Source organism: Sedimenticola selenatireducens DSM 17993 (genome assembly GCF_000428045.1).
GTDB classification, from domain to species: domain Bacteria; phylum Pseudomonadota; class Gammaproteobacteria; order Chromatiales; family Chromatiaceae; genus Sedimenticola; species Sedimenticola selenatireducens.
On record NZ_ATZE01000021.1, the window covers coordinates 13,967 to 29,964 of the forward strand.

The window sequence follows — 15,998 nt, forward strand, 5'->3', positions numbered from 1 at the left end:
GACAGGTCGCACTGCATGACGCCGCAATCCACTTTCATGATTATTGCGAACATTGCCGAGGATCGACTGGATCCGTTGCGGACACTGCTGGAGGCCATGAACCGCGAGCCGGGCGTGGTAGACCCGCACAATACAATGTTTCCGTTTGGCCGATTCGATCGCCTGCATGTCGCCCGGTTTTTGATCCTGCAGACACTGGTGGCGGAAGATAAGGTATCAACCTTGCCGGCCGCACCACCGCGACTGGTTTTTCTGGGTGACTGTGATGGACCGTCCGACACCTTTATCGCCGAGATGGCTGTACTGGCCGGGCCTCAACTAAGGCACATTTTCGGCCACTGCGACGCCTTCATCGACGAGCGCGACAGTCTGGTCAACTGGATGCAGGCACACAATACTGAACCGGCCGCCAACTACATTAACTGGCGTGGCCGCACCGTCCTGCAGATTCGTGAGGAGACAGCACTGCACGAGGCGTTGTCCGGGGAGCTTCGGCGGATTGTGCGGGAGATCGGGCGTGATAACCCGCGTGCGATTCGCCAACGGCTGCTCTCCTTTGTGGAGCGGGAAAAGGACGCCGCAAGACTGACCCTGACGCCAGCCGCCCCGACACCGGTAGACTGGTGGATGAAGAACCTGCTGCACAAGCTGGGAGTACCGCTGCTGCTGTTGCTCCTGTCACCGCTGTTTCTGCTGGTGTCGCCCTACCTCGTTTGGCGACTGCGCCAATTGGAGCGTAGCGATCCGGAGTCGATCGATCGCCCGCCCCGGGAGTATATGCGGCAGCTGGCCGCCCTGGAAGATCACGATGTCACCAATCCCTTCAGCGCATTCGGCGAGGTCAAGCCGCAGCCGTTTCGACGCCATGCGGTTCGGTTTTTTCTCTGGCTGCTCGATTACGCGGCACGGCACGTCTACAACCGTGGTTATCTGACCCGGGTGCAGACGATCCACTTCGCCCGCTGGGTCATGCTGGATGACAACAGACGTCTGCTGTTCGCCAGCAATTACGACGGCAGCCTGGAGAGTTATATGGATGATTTTATCAACAAGGTCGCCTGGGGCCTGAACCTGGTATTCAGCAATGGCGCGGGTTACCCCTCAACCCGTTGGCTGATCAAGGATGGCGCGGAACAGGAGCAGAAATTCAAGCATTTCCTGAAGCGTCGGGCGTTGCCGACCCAGGTCTGGTACAAGGCGTACCCCGGCCTGACGGCCTTTGACCTGGCCCGCAACAGTCGCATACGGGAAGGCGTGGAGGTTCGTCAGGAGAGCGATGAGGAGATTCGCCAGTGGCTGGCACAGATTCAGACATGACCCGGAAGCGACCATGAGCAGACCCGGCAACCCGGAATACAGCGATATCCAGGCACTGGCCCGTTTCGGGCATGGTGGTCTGCGGGAGGCGCTGTTTTTATTACTCGACATTACCGATGCCGCAAAAGCGGGTGAATGGCTGGAGACGGCTCCCGTCAGCAGCGCCGAGTGGAGTAACCCACCCCCGGAAACGGCACTGCAAGTGGCCGTCACTGCCAGCGGCCTGCGCGCCCTGTGTCTGGACGAAGCGGTGCTTGAAGGCTTCTCCGAGGCGTTTCTCTCCGGCATGGCCGCTGATGACAGCCGGTCACGGCGCCTAGGTGATGTGGCCGACAACGCTCCGCAACATTGGACCTGGGGCGGCACACCGGACAGCGTGCCGCACCTGCTGTTGATGCTGTATGCCAAACCCGGCCAACTGGCGGCATGGAAGGAGACGACCATCCAGGACCCGTTGTTCGGTCAGGCGTTTCGGATAGTTGCGGAATTACCCACGGTCGACAGCGGCAATATCGAACCCTTCGGTTTTACCGATGGCATCAGCCAGCCCGCTATCGACTGGGAACGCCGACAAACCACCGATCTGCACCAACGGGACCGATATTCCAACCTGCTCTCCCTGGGTGAACTGTTACTGGGCTACCCGAACGAATACGGCCAATATACCCACCGTCCGCTGGTTGATCCCAAGGCTGACAAACGGGCGTCGCTATTGCCCGTAGCGGAAGAACAGCCACAGTTGCAGGATCTGGGACGCAACGGCAGCTATCTGGTCATGCGGCAACTGCATCAGGATGTGCCCGGGTTCTGGCAGTTCCTGGACCAGCAGGCCAATGGAGACCCGCAGCAGCGGGAGCAACTGGCCAGCCGCATGGTGGGCCGTCAGCGCGACGGCACGCCGCTGGTTGACCGCACCGGGCAACCAATCGAGGGGATTGAAAACAGCGGTCCAGCGGTCGCCTTGAATCAGTTTGATTTTGCCCGGGACCCGCATGGCCAACAGTGCCCGGTCGGTGCGCATATTCGCCGTTCCAATCCCAGGACGGGTGATTTTCCTCCAGGCGTGACCGGCATGCTGTCACGCCTGGTGCGGATATTTGGCTTTGGCCGCCAACACCCCGGCGATGACCTGATCGCCTCGACCCGCTTTCATCGACTGTTGCGACGCGGCCGCGTCTACGGTGAACAGCTGTCGCCGGCACAGGCATTGGAAACAGGTGCCGCGCAGGCACAACGGGGCCTGCACTTCATCTGCCTGGTCGCCAATATCTCGCGCCAGTTTGAGTTTGTGCAGAACGCCTGGTCGATGGGCAGCAAGTTTGGCGGGGTACAGAACGAGGCCGACCCATTGCTGGGTAACCGACAACCGCTCGCCAATGGCCGGTCGACCAATCACTTCAGCCAACCCGATCCCCAGGGCCCGGCCCACTGCATTCACACGATGCCCCAATTCATCACCGTGCAGGGCGGCGCTTATTTCTTCATGCCCGGTATTCGGGCCTTGCGCTACCTGGCCAATGCTGCGATGACAAAGGACGAGGCCACATCATGAACAAGGCGCTGCGCAGACGGCTTTATCCTGTATTAGATGTCTTGCATCGGCTATTGGTCGCGGGGCTGAACATAGAACGTCGCCTGGAGCCCTACTTCAGACCGACGCTGAATCGCCTGACCCGCGAGCCGGTCGCCAGACTGTTGCAGTACCTGATCAACCGCAACCGCCTCGATTACGGACTGGGATCGGCGGAGGAAAAGATATTTCCCTGGGAGGAACAGGCGCTTGACGACATTATCGATTTGATGGCCGATCAGATGCGAGGCCACTTCAAACCCGGCGGCTACGAGCGTGGTGGCAACACCAAGACCCACGGCATCGTCCGGGCCACGGTGACTATTCGCGATGATCTGCCGGAGCATCTGCGGCAGGGGATTTTTGCCAGCCAGCGCAGTTATCCCGCCTACGTACGCTTTTCCGGTCCCGGTCCGGACGTACCGGCGGATATCCGCGACGTGGGATTCTCCAGCATGGCGATCAAAATCATGGATGTGCCGGGCGAGAAGCTGATGGATGAGGAGAAGTTCACCCAGGACATGATGGGAGTCTGCACCCCCACCTTCGTCACCCCGGACGTGCGGGAAAATGCCAAGCTGCAGTACTGGAGCCTGGTGGACATGCCGATCTACTATTTTATCAACCCGTTCGATTCACATATCCTGGATTTCATCATGCAGGCATTGTGGAACGAAACCCAGCTCAACCCCCTGGGCCACCGCTACTACAGTTGCGTGCCCTATCTGCTCGGCGAGGGCCAGGCGATGATGTACTCGTTTGCCCCCAAAACCGGGGTACCCAAAGATATTCCCGGCCTGCCGTTCGGCTCGCCGCCGTTCAACTACCTACGCGACAACATGGTGAAAACGCTGGATGAAAAGGATGTGACCTTTGATCTGCAGATCCAGCTGCAGACCGATCCGCACCGCATGCCGATTGAGAATGCCGCGGTGCGCTGGCCGGAAAAACTGTCACCCTACATTCCGGCGGCAACCATCCATATTCCCCGGCAGAAATTCGATTCGGCGGCACAGTTCGAGTTTGCCAAGCGCCTGAAAATCAACCCCTGGCACTGCATCCCGGAACACCGTCCGCTTGGCAACCAGAGTCGTGCGCGCCGACGCATGTATTATGAGCTTTCAAAATTTCGTCAGGAAATGAATGACGTCTCACATCTGGAGCCGACCGGCGACGAGGTTTTCGCCGATCCCGAGTAACCCTGGACAAACCGGCAGGTTTTATGTGGCGTGATGTTGGGATTCGTTCCGACTAGCCCCAGCTGCATGAAAAGATTAACCGCCCATTCCAACTTCACTTCGCTGAGAGGAATAATCGAGTTTGATGAACAACGACAGCCGGAAAAGCCTTCCGGCTAGTTTTTAATCAGGCTCTGCTCCAGCCCGGCAATACAGAGGGTACGCTTGCCCAGGGAAGATCTCAGGATATTGGGATACTTCCGGGCCAGGGAAAGCAGTCTTTTCGTATTGACCACATCGGACAGGCATTCCGTCGCCTCTATCAACTCCATAATCCTGGTCCGATTATTATTGATGAAATGTTTTCCATCCCACCGAAATCCCTGTTTTTGACTGCGCCACTGGGTCGGCAGGGGTTGTAAGGCGTCAAACGCCTTCCGCAACTCGTGCTTGTTCCAGCAATCGGCATATTTCTTTCGGTACCCGGAAAAAACAAATGGATGCAGACGCATGTCCAGCAAGGGGCTACGGTTCTCCACACTGGCCATCATGGCATTGCGGTCATTGTGCCATATCCATTCACCCAGGCGCCCTCCCGGCGCGATGTCATTGCACAGGACATCGGTAAAACCAAGACCCAGATCATTCAGGGGATCCGGATTTTTCGCCGACCAGATCTCCGGCGCTGGTATATTGAGCAACGGATGCAGTTGCGCCGACACGCGGGTCTTGAGGGACTGTTTGGCATTCAAATACCGGGCTGGCCAGAAGGCATCCCGAATATGTCTGCGGACATTATTGACCTTGCCGTCACAGGCATAACTCTGCTTGATCCAGGCCCAGTCACGCCGCCTCATTGCATCGCGGACTGCCGCCTGAAACTGCCGGCCCCAATACCCGCCGAACAATTCGTCGCCACCGGTTCCGTCAAGTACTACCGGAATCCCCTGCTGGGCTATGGCCTCGTACATCTGCGGCATCGCCATGGCATTGCCATTGAAGGGAAACGCCTTTTCATGGTGCCGGCATACCTGCAAAAACTGTTCAAACGAATTGCTGTCGTAATCCAGTACCACGGTTTCCGCAGCCACGCCAAGCTCCTGAACACATTTTTGGGCATATTTGTAATCATCGGAGCGGCCGGTATCGCCCATGAAAATTTTCACCTGGTCCTGTAATTTCTCGCTGTAGAGCACCGACAGCAATAGCGAGCTGTCGATCCCACCCGACAACAGCAGTGCCACAGGGCGATCCGACACCAGCCGCGAAGCGACGCTGTCCCGAAGCACCTCGACCAGGTCTTGCTGCTGGTAATCTCCCGTTGAACCTGCGGGTGGATGGTGCCAGTCAAAATAGGGAGCGCCTGTCATCTCCCACCGGCTGAAATCAAAGGTGCAGTAGTGGCCAGGCAGGATTTGAGAGATTTTCTGGAAGTGCGTCTCAGCCGAGGCGGAGGGATGCATGGACCCAAAGAGAAAATAGTCCAGCAGCGCGCTACGACGAAATTCCAGATTCAGCCCAAGATATGTCTTGATGGCGCCGATGCTGGAGGAGACGCAGAGCACCTCATCATCGAGATAATAGAAAAGCGGCTTTTTGCCATACCGGTCGCGTGACAGGAAAAGAGCATTTCTGCCTGCATCAAACAGGCTGAATGCCCACATACCGTTAAAATCGGCCAGCGCCCCGGCGCCTCCGGAGACGACGGATCTGAGGAAAACTTCGGTATCACCCGTGGTGCGAAAATCAACACCCTGCTTTTTCAGCTCCGCCCCGATCTGCCGGTAGTTATACAGTTCTCCGTTATACAGGAACACCTTGTCCTGACTAAGGAACGGCTGATGCGAACGATCACTGAGATCGAGGATTGAAAGCCGCTGATGCCCGAAAGCGGCGTGACAGACCACCTCCCCATCGGCCGTCGGTGTGTTGAAATCCAGATAATGAACGCCTTGATCATCGGGTCCCCGATGATGAAGCGTATTCAGAGCAGCAGTGAATTTCTCTCTTGATATAGGAACCGTCTTCTGTATTACCTGAAAAAAACCACACATATCGCCAAATCCATTCCCATCACAAACGCCACCAAGGGCTGCTCGCCGATAACAAACCGGACATATTCCCACAACGTTTCTGGCAAAGCCATATCCACCACCCTACTTTCGGACCAATTGCGCACACTTTTCCCTGGATCAGGTTGATCCAGCGGAGGCACAACGCGCACCGCCTCAGCTCAACGGGGAGTTATTCTGGATCGCCGGCCCAAGCAGTGCCACTATGGACGCATGATTATTTACGGCATTGATTTCACCAGCCGCCCGCAACGCAGCAAACCCATCACCTGCCTGGAATCCGTGCTTGAAGACACTCATCTCCGCGCGGGTAATCTGACCGAGTGGCGGGACTTCGCGGCATTCGAGGCCGCCCTGAGAAAGCCTGGCCCATGGGTCGCCGGGATCGACTTCCCATTCGGGCAGTCCAGGCGATTCATCGAGACCATCGGCTGGCCGGATACCTGGCAGGGCTATGTCGATCATGCCAAACAGCTCGGACGCCAGGGCTTTCGCTCCGCACTGGATGACTACCGCAAAGACCGCCCCGCAGGAGACAAGGAGCATCGCCGCGCAACCGATATCGCCGCCGGATCCATCAGCCCGCAAAAGCTTTATGGAACACCGGTCGGCCTGATGTTCTTTGAAGGCGCGCCACGCATCAAAGAAGCCGGTGTCACGATACACGGCCTGCAACAAGGTGACCCGCGACGGATCGTCGTCGAAGCGTATCCCGGCATTCTGGCCCGAAGCCTGATCGGTCGCCAAAGCTACAAGCAGGACAGCAAAGCCAAACAGACCCGGGAGCAATACAAAGCGAGAATGGAAATACTTAACCTCGTCAACAAAAACGGTGTCCAGCCATCCCATGGCCTGACAGTGGAAGCGCCAAACAGCCTGGCCGATGACCCCGGCGCGGATCATCTCGACGCCCTGCTCTGCGCCATCCAGGCCGCATGGGCGTGGACGAGGCGTCACAGCAACTATGGCCTGCCAACCACCATTGATCCGCTGGAAGGGTGGATCACCCATCCGACCACCAGTCCATGATGCACCAGGCTCGGGAATATGGGCCATTCGGTCAGTGGTAACCGGAGGTCTCTACGTGACACATTTGTGATGGCAGCGTAACTCCGATGAAAAATTATACGCCCACACTCCTCTGTGCAGCATGGAAACAACCGATACCAGTGCCTTCAAACATGGAGCATACGGTCGGTGACTGAATCACCATACCGACAAGGAGACCATCATGAAAAAAGTCTGACGGCCTTACTGATTTCCGCAAGCATATTAACCTCTGCGAATGTCATCGCAAGAGACCGCGAGATCAGTGTTGAAATCACCAATATAACCAATGCCACCTACTTTACCGAACTACTGGTGGCCGCTCATGACCGTAACACCCGCCTTTTTGAACTCAGTACGGCGGCATCACCCCATCTTCAGGCCATGGCCGAGGGTGGCAATATTAATGGACTGATCGATGACCTTGAAGCGGTCGGCAGCGAATACATTGCCAATCCGGCGGCCGGACTCCTGGCGCCAGGCGCGAGCACCGAGGCAGTGTTCAACCTACCGGGAAACAACCACCGGTTCCTTTCAATTGTCGCCATGCTGCTACCCACGAATGACGGCTTCGTTGGCCTTAATGGTTTGCCAGTCCCGAAAAAAAAGGGTACCTACATCTATTACCTGCGCGGCTATGACGCCGGCACCGAGGCAAATGATGAGATCATCACCGGTGGCGATGCACCCGGTGTCCCTGGAATCCCCGCCGATCCCGGAGGCAACACCGGGACGGGGGGCGTAGCCACTGTGGGCCCGGACCACAATCCAACCATCCATATTCACAGGGTGTGACGGGAGATAACGACCCACTGAGCGGAGACAGTGATCTCGACGCCAGAGTCCACACTTGGCAGGGACCCGTGGCCAAGCTGGTGCTTCGGGTAGGTAATGACGACTAGCCCGGGATAAAACGATGCTCTTGCGACAGTGCCTCGGCAATCTCCGAGGCACTAAATGTTGTTCCGTTAAACGCAAATTCGGATCTTTGGCCGACAGTTATGGAGAGCCTGACCATATAGGCATCTCTCAGGGTTCAGCTGTGGGCGAGAAAATACAGCACCATCATATTTCAAACTCTGCCCACAAGGGTCTGTGGTCCGCGATATGATACTTCACTGCGTTATTGAAATAGTCAGGGCCAATAGTCCAGGCGTCGGTAAAGAAAGGATCATGATCAAAATCAAAGACCCCTGAATGCCCCCGATAGGCCTCCTGCATGCCACCGGCATGGAATGCCACCTGATCATAATCCTTGTCGCCCGCGAGATTGCTGCCCATGGACGTGGAGTGTTGCGGCAGTATCAGACGCTTGGCTTTCAACGCCTTGTAGACATTGCTGGAGTTGCCCCGAATCGGCAGGTTCAAATCGCCTAACACCAGGATGTTCTGAGAGTAGGCTCCTGCCGCCTTGTGGCGTTGATCGGCCCAACGAGCGAGCGCATAGGCCTCAAGCGCGCGCCGGTCCTGATCATAATAGGCGTGACTGCCAAAGAACAGATGGGCGCAAACCGCGGTAAACTCCAGCGCACCTGCCCGAAATGCCACCGCATAAGGGTTACGATCAAAACCCTCGAACGCACCAGAGACCCCCTTCAAACGAATATAGCGCCGATCACTCGGCGGCACCGCCACCTCCGCGGCAAGTTCCAGTCGGGTGAGCTTATCACTGTCATAGAGGAACCCCGCCCGTTCATCATTGCCGCCGATATCGGAAAGAATGACCCGATAACTGGCGGGCAGATGACTCAGTAGCAGACGCAAGTGGATCAGCGAATCAGCGATTTCCTGGATCGCCACAAGATCAAACCAGGAAATTATCTCAGCCATGAGCGCGAGATCACCATCCGTACGCTTCTGAAGACCAAAGTTCGTTAAATTCCATGTGGCCGTCAATAGCCGGTTACTGGCCTTCGGTGGGACGCCGCGCAGCGCTTTTGTTGACACCAGCGCCTGTCGTTCTGTTTCCACCGCGTAGATAAACGCGGGGTGTTCCTGTTTGTGAGGTACCATCGCTACGCCTCGAATGGATTCAATAGTCAGACACCGGGTTTAGAGAAATCCTTGCACTTCCATCATGACAGCCCGGTAATAAATCGGTGTTGTTATGGACTTTGCTTTCCAGGGCATTTTTCGAATAAAACACCCGGGATCGGCCCTGGGTCTGTGCAATGGCCCGGTTGATATAAAGAATATAGCCGTTATAGCCAACCGGTAACGCTTCCAGTCATATCTGCAACTGAATTGAAAAGCTCGCGTCCTTCACCATTGATGGGGTTACCCGGATCATTGAAGGTGTGTGATTCAAGAAATACCGGAGACATGGGTTACACATTTCCGCATTTGGGGAGACCCTGATGCACTGGAATGAGTGTAACCGGATGGAAGAGCGCCTCAGACTTGAGGCTCGATTACCCCATCCCGAACATTAAGAAAGCGCAACCTGGCGGGGCATCAAAAAGACTTCTAATGGAATTTCTCCCACTCACCAACAAAGAAACCGGACGGTAAATTTCAGATCCAAAGCAGGAGATAGCCGTTCAGACACTCCAGTAATCGATAAAAGAAAGGACCCATGAATAAACCAAGCATACGCAGATAAAGGGCGCTATCCCGGTCACCTGTTGCATGAGGGACAATCCTTTTGCAGGAGCAGATTTATCCGCGAATTTCGCGGCTGACGCTGCTCCCACGAGCCGGCTCTCTCAGGTTGTCAGTACAGCACCAGTTTTGAACTTGGAAGTCTCACTCTCCACCTCATTCACCGACTGAACCAATTGCTCCGCAAGTGTCAACAGGCTTTGCGATACTTCATGGGTCTTATTCGCTTCACTGCTTGCCTTGAGAATGTTATCGGCAATACGATCGGCAATCTCGTCCTGCTCATGGGCAGCGGCATTCACCTCGGTGAACTCGTTTTTCAGACTGTCGACCTGATCAACTGCAGCTGAGAGATCCTGCTCGGTAGCACGTGAAGTTTCGGTAACCTCGTTGACCATATCCTTAGTGGCCATTACCTCCTGTTCCGCCATTTCGATCTCCTTCACAAAAACACCGAGAGATTGGTTGATTGAACTGGTCAGCACCGCTGTTTCATCAGAAAGGCTACGCACTTCACTGGCGACCACTGCAAACCCACTCCCATATTCACCTGCACGGGCGGCTTCAATAGCGGCGTTGAGGGATATGAGGTTGGTCTGCTTCGCAATTTTGTCAATCATTTCAAGTTGTGTCGCCACTTGACGTGAGTTATCGATAATGGCCTGCATACGTGCCGAAACCTTTTCGACTCGTTGAACCACCTGATCAGTGCACTCTCGGTTGTGCTGTGAACTGGTCCGTGACTGTTGCATGGCACGAACTATGTCATTTAATCCTGAATCAATGTGATTGATCGCCGCCAGCACCCGCTGCGATGAATTCTTCATCGAATCAGTCTGTCCAGCAATATCACTGAGCTCCGCAGCAATATCTCGATTGTTGGCACTAATGGTCAGGCTTTTTTCGCCCAGTGTGGTTGCGGCAAGTTGTACACCGTGCATCCGCATCTTGATCTGTGACACGATAATATGGATCTTGTCAATAAAACGGTTGAAAAGCCGAGAGAGCAGACCCATTTCATCCTGCTTCCTGTCATTCAGTTTAAGCGTCAGGTCTCCCTCCCCCTGGGTCAGGTCATTGATGCTGTGAATCAGGGAGTAGATCGGCCGATAGATGATAAGGCGAAAGACTAACAGTACGATAATGAGTGCAGGCAACAGCACCGCAGTTATGATTATTAGAACACCAATGAGGTTTTCGTTTTTCTGCGCCACCGCGTAGCTGTTGTCCATACTGACCCGAAGGTAACCACCCGTCTCACCTTCACGCCAGTTGGTGTGGCAGACCACACATTCTGAAGTCGCCGTCAGTCGCTGGAAAAAATGCGCTTTGTCATCTTCCATAAAGTGAGCACGTCCGGTTTCATCGAAGTCAATCGCAGGATCGATCGTATAATGACAGTCGACACAGTCATGCCCGCTTGAACGCACCGTCTCTATATGCTGTTTTGTAGATGGCGTTTCACTCGAGTCACGGACGCTCCAGTCTTCTCTCTGGTGACGGCCACGTGTCGCGTCAAAGAGCTCTCGGTTGGGATTGGACAAAACCCCATCCTTGTGGTTAAACGGCTTGCCAACGGTAACTTCACCCGACTTATAGGTCATTAATCCAGAGCGGGCGTAGAGCGCAGCGTTATCAACCTCGTCAATTTTCGAGAAGTTATCAATTACGTGCTGGAAGGATTGTCGCTGCCCTTTGTTTATTGATTCGCTGGAATCAGCAACCAGTGTTGATAACAGCCCGTGCCCGGTTTCGACAATACGTTGCTCAAGGAGCATGTTCTGACGCTGATAGTAAATTGCAATGGACAATAGTGAGACAATACAGACACTTACACCAAGGTAGAGCAGGGCCCGAAAGAGTAGCGAGTTTGTAAGGTGAATACGTAATTCCTGGCGGGTACTCATATTTAATCTCCGCTACGCATCTTAAAACTTGCGTTTAATGACCCGCGGGTCATCATGACGATGCAACATTATCTGCCGTGGAAAATGCTCACTCGCACACCCTACACAGGGATGACCGGCCTTAATGCAGGTACTCGTATTATTGTTGTGGCCGTTTATCATGCAGTCACTACGGGTAACCACGCCCTGGCAACCAAGATTGATGAGACAGCCACTATCTCCAATGTATCTGGCGTAATGCTTCTCCTGAAAATCTGCGTAGTAATTGCAGCGTTCATGAATCGTACGCCCAAAAAAATGAATCGGTCGATGCTGCAAGTCAAGCTCAGGCAGCGTCCCTTTCATCGCATAATGCAACAAGGTGTAGACGAGATGCTCAGGTTTCATTGGGCAGCCCGGCAGGCTCACCAGAGGCTTGGCTATATTCTGCGCTGCAAGCAGTTCAGGTAAAGTCTGTACCCCGGTCTGCATACCATTCATACGCGTGACGCCACCGAACACCGAGCAAGTACCGGCAGCAACACACGCTGTTGCACGTTTCGCCATGGGTACCACCCACTCAACAAAAGGCTTGTGCCCCATCAGGCAGGCATGTGGCATCCCGACTGGAGTTGATCCCTCTACCACTAGCAGGTAGTCAAGATCAGAATCGACAACCTGATCCAATATCCCGGTCACCTGATCACCGGTGGCCAATGAGAGATCGGGATGAAAGATGACATTGGCAAAACGGCTCAGAATATCGAGCACTGGAACATACTCAATATCGAGAAAACTACAGGAGCAACCGGAGCAGGAGCTACCGTGCAACCAGACCAGGTTTAGTCTTTTATCAACATATTTATCGGCTGCCAGGAGATCATCAAAACTTAGAAATGAGGCCGCACCAGTGGCAATAATCGCACCATAAACCTTCTTTAATGCTTCACGCCGTGTGATTTTTTCCATCGTATTCATCCCACTTCTAATGAACAGAACATGCCATGCACGGGTCTGTTGAACGCACAATGCGCGCCAGTTCCAGCGGTTGCTCTGGATCGGCGACCTGGGTACCAATCAACATCTGTTCAACCGCCCCCGGCCGTCCTGCCGCATCGCGCGGCGACATATTCCAGGTGGTCGGGACGATCATTTCATAATTACTGATATAGCCCTTATCATGCGTTTCAATCCAATGCCCGAGTGCACCACGCGTCGCTTCTGTGAGACCATAACCGCGCATGTTTTTCGGCATATCCTGCTCGATAAAAGCACTCTTGTCCGGTTGCACCTCGTGCAATTGCGCCTCTAAGCGCTCAAGGATCTGCAACGAGCAGATCAGCCGTGACAGATGGCGACCCATCACAGAATCATACTCACCCAGTCCAATATTCAATTCCCTATTGATGCCATCAATCTGACGGTTAAAATCATCATGCTGACCGCTTCGATAGGTATTGATCACTCGCGCCGCCGGTCCAACTTCCATTACCTCACCACCATAGCGGGGGGCACGTGTCCAACTGTACTTACCATCCTTGCGCGCAATTTCCTGTTGGTATTCATCCCAATCAAGCGGTTGCAGTGTTGTCGACTGCAACGGTTTAAGGCCCGAAGAGGGTTCATTCCGATACCAACTGTGAGTGTGGTCTTCTGTAATGCGTGATAGATCCAGCGCCTGATAGTTTCCGCCGAGTGTGGCACCACCGACAAAGGCGTGGTTCTCGCCTGACGAATCGGGGAAATAGGGGAAGGTCAGAAAGTTGCCTGGGCCCTTGCCTTCATTAAAGTAGGTGGGAAATACGCTGGCCACCCCAAGCAGGTCGTTACGATACTGATTCCGAATAAAGTGCCCCACCCCAGCCAGCCAGGTCTTGTACTTATTTATCCGGTCAATGGTCGGAAGGGTAGTCACGCCACCCGCCTCAATGGCAACCGGGTGAGGTGCCTTGGCACCAAATACTGCCACCATCTTGTGCAGATCGGCCATTATCGGAATAGCATCAAGATAACCTTTAATAGCAGAGATATTGAGCTCCTGGTCCTTCGCGTAGACACCCTCGTAACGCGGCAGAAAAGGGGCAGCCGGGAAGATCTTGCCACTATCCAGTTCACTGCGCACCCAATCCCTTAAGGTATTCAGCCCCGCGTCATTCCCGTGGTACTTGAGAATGGCAGTGATATCGACAAAGTCCAAGGCAGAAAGGACATAGAAATGAAGCAGATGATCCTGAAGCTGATAGGCGCCAACAATCAGGTTTCGCAGCAACTGGCCATTCTCATTGGGTCGCAACCCCATGGCCTGTTCCAATGCCAGAGCGGCCGCCTCGGCATGGGCGTACGGGCAAACCCCACAGACTCGCTGGGTGACCTGTTGTGCGACACGGGCATCATAGCCAATCAGCGCCTTTTCGATACCACGAAACATGTCACCGGAGCAACGGGCGTCGGTCACGATTCGACCATCCATGTGCGTTTCCACCCTTAGGTGGCCTTCTATGCGCGTTACCGGATCAATGACTACACGCCTCATACATTCCTCTCTTATTATTTTTAACAATATTTGATCAGTGTCAGGCTGTAGTGAAACAAGCATTCCTGACATTGCGAGTCTTTAGCGGTAGAACCGCGAGCGGGTGTCCATACGGAGCCGCCATTTTTTTAAACCACCAGGGGGTAAACCAACTCAATTGGATTCAGCTGATCCATTTAACAAATTCCATTACACCATCCCGGCCATTTGTATTATTTGCGATCCAAATTGCCCTTTCAGGACAATACTCGCGATCCGCCTCATGAAGGCGAATCATCGACAACCAGCATCGCTTTGCTCGTAAGGTTGACTCTTTAATAACACTGATTCACGTTCCAAAAGAACGTATTACTCATTTCTTATTTATTCTTTATCTCATCATCGCAGGAACGATGTCGCTCAATCATTGCGTAGCGCCCTACGGATACCAACCCATCATTTAATGACGATAACTCACCTGTTTCACTTTGGATGGGAGCAGTTGCCTTAACCATGCTTTTCAGTTCATTAATTGTCATACAGCCTTGCGACAATGTGTGTTATGGCCTGATCCGTTACTAATAGCGAGTTCAAGATGAGCGCCGTCATACAGGCGAAGAGTTAGGTGAAAGCCCACCGAACCGGAGGTTGGAACAATCAGTTTGGATATGACACAGAGTAGTTTTTATTAGTTGTTCACTTTTGAATGTAACCGCTGGTGATTGCGCTAAATGCGTACAAAGCCACGACAACCCAACAACAAGAGACAAAGACACGAACAACAATTGGAAATAATTTGTCGCGTCACTTGCTGGCAGACCGCCGACAAGACTGACGATGAGCAGCAACAAAATAACCAAGAATGACTTATTACGCTCCCGCGTCCTTGTACTCATTATATTTTCCTGCCTACTACCACAACATTTATTATTTTTCTGTACCCAGCTTAAAACCAGGTTTACTTCCCATGCATTGATTACATGTTCAATTTTACTTTCATATGTAACGGCCAATCAACACGATTACTTTAGTAAAAATTATCATAGTAACGAAACCATATATGTACATGGCGAAAATTAGGTAACAAGCCGGTTTTCCGAGCATTGAACATCCCCACTAAAACAGACAGTGCATCTGAAATTAAGCACAGGTGTTTAGCTACTGTGCGGGTCTATGATCTGAAACACACACAGACAGCATCAAGGTACAATAGGCATGAGTTATGAGAAATATCAGAAATCATCAGAACAAAAGTCGGGCATATCACGACGCACTACTCTGTGGCCGAACGAGGCAATCTGATGCAGGCAACAAACGGTATGTACCGAGAAAACTCCCGCTCCCACACATGGGTGCTAAAACGAAAAAACCGTTGGTGTTTTCACACTAACCGCTTTTTGTCAGCTTTATGCAATATGACTTAGGATTTTTTGATGAAAACGAACAAAGGGTTGAGCCTGCGCCCAACCCTTTCTTGACCGAAGTGTTACCTATCTCTCCGGTATAAAGTGTGACCTATGTGCTCGGTACACACCTGTTTTAGATGGCGCGCCCGGAAGGATGACTCGCGCTTCACGCTCTTGCTTCGGCCCTGCGGGCCTCGTCGAACCGTCCGTTTGAAGTAGGAGTTTCGAATCTGCTTTACATGCAATATAAAAAAAGCCCACCCGAAGGTGAGCTTTAGTTTATATGGCGCGCCCGGAAGGATTCGAACCTCCGACCACCTGGTTCGTAGCCAGTACATCAAAGTAGTATTTATTTATTAATCAGTCACTTGCGTCGCTTGCCCTTTTTATACCGCAGTAGACTTATCAA

10 protein-coding genes and 1 tRNA gene are annotated in these 15,998 nt (G+C 53.5%); 5 read left to right on the forward strand and 6 right to left on the reverse strand.

The features are described from left to right. Positions 1–15 precede the first annotated feature (15 nt). Genes A3GO_RS0114860 through A3GO_RS0114870 form a run of 3 tightly spaced genes read left to right on the forward strand, consistent with a single transcriptional unit; the run spans position 16 to position 4,086 of the window. Positions 16–1,317 carry a hypothetical protein gene (locus A3GO_RS0114860; RefSeq protein ID WP_029134070.1) on the forward strand — a complete coding sequence of 434 codons (1,302 nt, stop codon included), beginning with the start codon at positions 16–18 and terminating at the stop codon, positions 1,315–1,317. A gap of 13 nt (positions 1,318–1,330) precedes the next feature. Then, positions 1,331–2,869 carry a Dyp-type peroxidase gene (locus tag A3GO_RS0114865; protein WP_029134071.1) on the forward strand — a complete coding sequence of 513 codons (1,539 nt, stop codon included), beginning with the start codon at positions 1,331–1,333 and terminating at the stop codon, positions 2,867–2,869. Beyond that, positions 2,866–4,086, forward strand: a complete 1,221-nt coding sequence (locus tag A3GO_RS0114870) for a catalase family protein (protein ID WP_029134072.1) — start codon at positions 2,866–2,868, stop codon at positions 4,084–4,086. Before A3GO_RS0114865 ends, A3GO_RS0114870 begins: the two co-directional genes overlap by 4 nt. Before the next feature lie 155 nt (positions 4,087–4,241). Here A3GO_RS0114870 and asnB read toward each other — a convergent pair whose 3' ends face one another. Beyond that, a complete protein-coding gene (gene asnB / locus A3GO_RS0114875; protein WP_029134073.1) occupies positions 4,242–6,119 on the reverse strand; it encodes an asparagine synthase (glutamine-hydrolyzing) in 1,878 nt (625 codons plus the stop codon). Positions 6,120–6,350: 231 nt separating this feature from the next. Between asnB and A3GO_RS0114880 the strand changes: the two genes are divergently transcribed. Continuing rightward, positions 6,351–7,166: a DUF429 domain-containing protein gene (locus A3GO_RS0114880; RefSeq protein ID WP_029134074.1), complete on the forward strand. Its 816-nt coding sequence runs from the start codon at positions 6,351–6,353 to the stop codon at positions 7,164–7,166. 168 nt (positions 7,167–7,334) lie between these two features. Continuing rightward, entirely contained in the window at positions 7,335–7,979 is a 645-nt protein-coding gene (locus A3GO_RS24055; protein ID WP_245621749.1) for a spondin domain-containing protein, read from the forward strand. 270 nt (positions 7,980–8,249) lie between these two features. Here the strand turns inward: A3GO_RS24055 and A3GO_RS0114890 are convergent, their stop codons facing one another. The 5 genes from A3GO_RS0114890 to A3GO_RS26200 all read right to left on the reverse strand — a co-directional run bounded on the left by A3GO_RS0114890 (position 8,250) and on the right by A3GO_RS26200 (position 15,984). After that, positions 8,250–9,014 (reverse strand): exonuclease/endonuclease/phosphatase family protein, encoded by a 765-nt coding sequence (locus tag A3GO_RS0114890; RefSeq protein ID WP_157606834.1) that lies wholly within the window; start codon positions 9,012–9,014, stop codon positions 8,250–8,252. An 875-nt stretch (positions 9,015–9,889) separates the two neighbouring features. Continuing rightward, positions 9,890–11,692 (reverse strand): methyl-accepting chemotaxis protein, encoded by a 1,803-nt coding sequence (locus A3GO_RS0114895; RefSeq protein WP_029134076.1) that lies wholly within the window; start codon positions 11,690–11,692, stop codon positions 9,890–9,892. 21 nt (positions 11,693–11,713) lie between these two features. After that, positions 11,714–12,640 (reverse strand): NADH-quinone oxidoreductase subunit B family protein, encoded by a 927-nt coding sequence (locus A3GO_RS0114900; protein WP_029134077.1) that lies wholly within the window; start codon positions 12,638–12,640, stop codon positions 11,714–11,716. 16 nt (positions 12,641–12,656) lie between these two features. After that, positions 12,657–14,141, reverse strand: a complete 1,485-nt coding sequence (locus tag A3GO_RS0114905; RefSeq protein WP_245621750.1) for a nickel-dependent hydrogenase large subunit — start codon at positions 14,139–14,141, stop codon at positions 12,657–12,659. Between the two features lie 1,732 nt (positions 14,142–15,873). Continuing rightward, a tRNA-Ser gene (locus A3GO_RS26200) sits at positions 15,874–15,984 on the reverse strand. Positions 15,985–15,998: the final 14 nt, after the last annotated feature.

What these genes read in the sequence shown, in the direction of transcription:
- A3GO_RS0114860 (WP_029134070.1), top strand. Translation starts at nt 16, where the DNA reads ATGACGCCGCAATCCACTTTCATGATTATTGCGAACATTGCCGAGGAT.
- A3GO_RS0114865 (WP_029134071.1), top strand. Translation starts at nt 1,331, where the DNA reads ATGAGCAGACCCGGCAACCCGGAATACAGCGATATCCAGGCACTGGCC.
- A3GO_RS0114870 (WP_029134072.1), top strand. Translation starts at nt 2,866, where the DNA reads ATGAACAAGGCGCTGCGCAGACGGCTTTATCCTGTATTAGATGTCTTG.
- asnB (WP_029134073.1), bottom strand. Translation starts at nt 6,119, where the DNA reads ATGTGTGGTTTTTTTCAGGTAATACAGAAGACGGTTCCTATATCAAGA.
- A3GO_RS0114880 (WP_029134074.1), top strand. Translation starts at nt 6,351, where the DNA reads ATGATTATTTACGGCATTGATTTCACCAGCCGCCCGCAACGCAGCAAA.
- A3GO_RS0114890 (WP_157606834.1), bottom strand. Translation starts at nt 9,014, where the DNA reads ATGGCTGAGATAATTTCCTGGTTTGATCTTGTGGCGATCCAGGAAATC.
- A3GO_RS0114895 (WP_029134076.1), bottom strand. Translation starts at nt 11,692, where the DNA reads ATGAGTACCCGCCAGGAATTACGTATTCACCTTACAAACTCGCTACTC.
- A3GO_RS0114900 (WP_029134077.1), bottom strand. Translation starts at nt 12,640, where the DNA reads ATGGAAAAAATCACACGGCGTGAAGCATTAAAGAAGGTTTATGGTGCG.
- A3GO_RS0114905 (WP_245621750.1), bottom strand. Translation starts at nt 14,141, where the DNA reads ATGGATGGTCGAATCGTGACCGACGCCCGTTGCTCCGGTGACATGTTT.